The following is a 2,575-nucleotide window of genomic DNA, read 5'->3' as shown; positions in this document are numbered from 1 at the left end:
GAGCAGTCCCACCACCCAACCCGATCCGCCAAAGTAGTAGAAGTGGAAGCCTCTACCGCGTCGACGGCTTGCGAGGTCAAGCATGCTGCCTATATGAGTCATGGGCAGGGACTGTAGACCACGCGGCCACGCCAGACTTTGAGAAGGGGATGGGTGCGCATACGCGATCTTGCAAACTGGTGCTGTAGGGCGAGGGCAGCCCTTGTCAAGACCACGTGCGACGGCTGACACCAGCGACTGACACCAACAAGCACGAACAACAGCGGTCCACGCAGCACCCCAGTGGACGATCGGCCGAGGCATAGGACCGGCTGAGCGACGTCGACGGTCTCCGATGATCGACCTGATAAGGATGAGGCCAGACCTTCAAGTCTGTGGCAGGCACGGGCGTTGTTCCAACCCATGGACGGCGCCCCGTGGCTTGCCGCAGTCATGGAGACTCCAGCCCAAAGCCGCTCACGCCCCGTGGGTACACTCCCGTCCGCTTGGATCACCAAGCCCTCACCATGGGGGACCAACACGTGTACTCGATCATCAGCGCGCTGTTTCGCGGCGCGAAGCGTCTTTTCGGACCGGCGTGGGGGATCCGGATCATCAACCTGGTGCTGTTCATCTACTTCAGCGTGGCGACGATCACCGACCAAGGCTGGAAGCGTGTCTTCGCGATCTGTGCGGCAATCTTCGTCCTGGCCGAGACAGCACTCATCGAGTGGGAGCACGCGCATCCACGGCCGAAGAAGCGCCGGCGGGCCGTCTCCGGGCCGTCCGAGGTGGACCAGCGTTGACAGACGATGACAGCTACCCGGCAGATCAGCGCAGACCAGAACGGCACGCTTGAGCATCGGCCCGGGTGGAAGACTGACTGCACCACTTCCAGAAGAACTGGCCGATGCATGATCCAACACCGAGTCCCTGCTGGAGTATTGACCTACCGGGCAAAGGTAAGCAGCATACGCGTGTGATCAGGCACCATCCCGCGATGACACAGGGCCATCATGGCAGTTGAACCACGGCACGATGCGCGTCGGCTGCGTGAGCGTCTGCGCGGCTACCTCCTCGCCGTGCCGCTCCTCGCTGGATGGACGGTCCTAGGTCACCGGTGGATGTCTGAACCGTGGCCAGCGGCCATAGAGACCATGCTCTTCGCACTTGCTGCGTCCGTGCTCTACGGCGAGATCCACGCCTGGCGACTCCGTCGTAAACGCCGTATGCCCGACTGAGCGGAATCAACGGGCCGCAACAGTGAGTGTCCAAGCGCATGACAACGCCGACGAACAGCGGCGGACATGCACGCACACCTGTGGACCGTCGCGGGAAGTGAAAAGCACACCAACCCAAGGTCGAGAGGGTTACCAGCGCAGATCCCCGTGCCACTCTCGTGCCAGAACGGGCGGGGACTCAGGGGGAATCAGGGTGCGCAGGGGGACGCGCCGCCGAATCTGCCCAAGGCGGTGACCCGCAGGTCAAGCCTGTGACCACCCAACCTCGCTCCTAAAGCGGGTGTCGCAGGTTCGAATCCTGCCGGGGGCACCAGTTCAGAAGGGGTCACTTACCAATTTCGGTAAGTGACCCCTTCTGGCATCCAGATCTGACATCAACGGCGACGGTCACTGACGAGCGGGCGGCCGGTGCGGGTGGTGAAGACGTAAGCGGACTCCTGCCTCCGGCGGGGGATCGGCCGTCACCGGGATGGAGGGGGCGCCGTTCCCGGCTGCGAGCACATCGTGGGAGCTTGGGTAAGTGGTGGGCTGAGGTAGCCGCGAGCCGAGGAGAAGACTGCGGCTCAGTACCAGAAGGCCTTGATGACGGCGTGCCCCGTGGGGACGGTCCGGTTGTAGAAGGCCCGCAGGGCGGTGTGGTGGGTGAGGAACCAGCCCTTGACCTCAACCTCGTCGAAGGCGGAGAAGGGAGGCAGGACCTTCGACCGGGCCGGCTCCCAAAGTTCGTCGAAGTGGACCGCCGTCAGGAAGGCCGCCACCTCACGCACCTGGACGGGGCGAAGTATCAGAAACGGCGGCCGGGCGTAGGTGGCGTGGTACACAGGGTCGCCTCCGAAGACCGGAAGCTCCCAGTGATGAGAGCCCTGCGGGGTGTACGCCGCCCTGTAGACCTCATGGAGGGCGGGGAAGTGGTACTCCACGACTTCGGCGATTCCGTCCCGGCGTTCGGCCTGGAAGCGATCGAAGTCCCCGGCGTCCCCCATGAACTCCTCCAGCCATGCCCAGTCCTCTCGAATCTCGGACTCCGGTATGGCGCGCAGCTGCATCTCGATGCTCATGCCGCGCATTCTGGCCGAGGCAACCGACAACACCGAGTCGGCCTGCTGACACCAACGGCTGACACCAACAGGTGCGGACAGCGCCGACCGACGCCGACTGGCAACGGACAGTCGGCCAACGAGACCAGCCGGTGGGCCAACGTTGCCGACTTCCTGTGATCGACCCGATAAGGAAGTTGACCGGGCGCAAAGCGTCCAGGTGCAGCCCGGATCAGTCTTCGGCGTCGTGGTAGTAGACCGTAAGACTTGGCCGATAGCCGTCCGCGGTGATCTCCGTATGCATGACGAGATCCTGAA

2 protein-coding genes are annotated in these 2,575 nt (G+C 63.7%); one reads left to right on the top strand and one right to left on the bottom strand.

Annotation, left to right across the window (positions count from 1 at the left end):
- Window positions 1–521 precede the first annotated feature (521 nt).
- Window positions 522–785: a hypothetical protein gene (locus ABT085_RS45575; RefSeq protein WP_351622937.1), complete on the top strand. Its 264-nt coding sequence runs from the start codon at window positions 522–524 to the stop codon at window positions 783–785.
- A 998-nt stretch (window positions 786–1,783) separates the two neighbouring features.
- On the opposite strand, the gene ABT085_RS45570 is transcribed toward ABT085_RS45575, so the two are convergent.
- Window positions 1,784–2,278 (bottom strand): DUF1877 family protein, encoded by a 495-nt coding sequence (locus tag ABT085_RS45570; protein WP_351622935.1) that lies wholly within the window; start codon window positions 2,276–2,278, stop codon window positions 1,784–1,786.
- Between the last annotated feature and the right edge of the window lie 297 nt (window positions 2,279–2,575).

Source organism: Streptomyces sp. NPDC002265, assembly GCF_040296125.1.
Lineage (GTDB): Bacteria > Actinomycetota > Actinomycetes > Streptomycetales > Streptomycetaceae > Streptomyces.
Note: the sequence above shows the minus strand (reverse complement) of the source record. Positions and strands in the feature narration are given on the sequence as shown.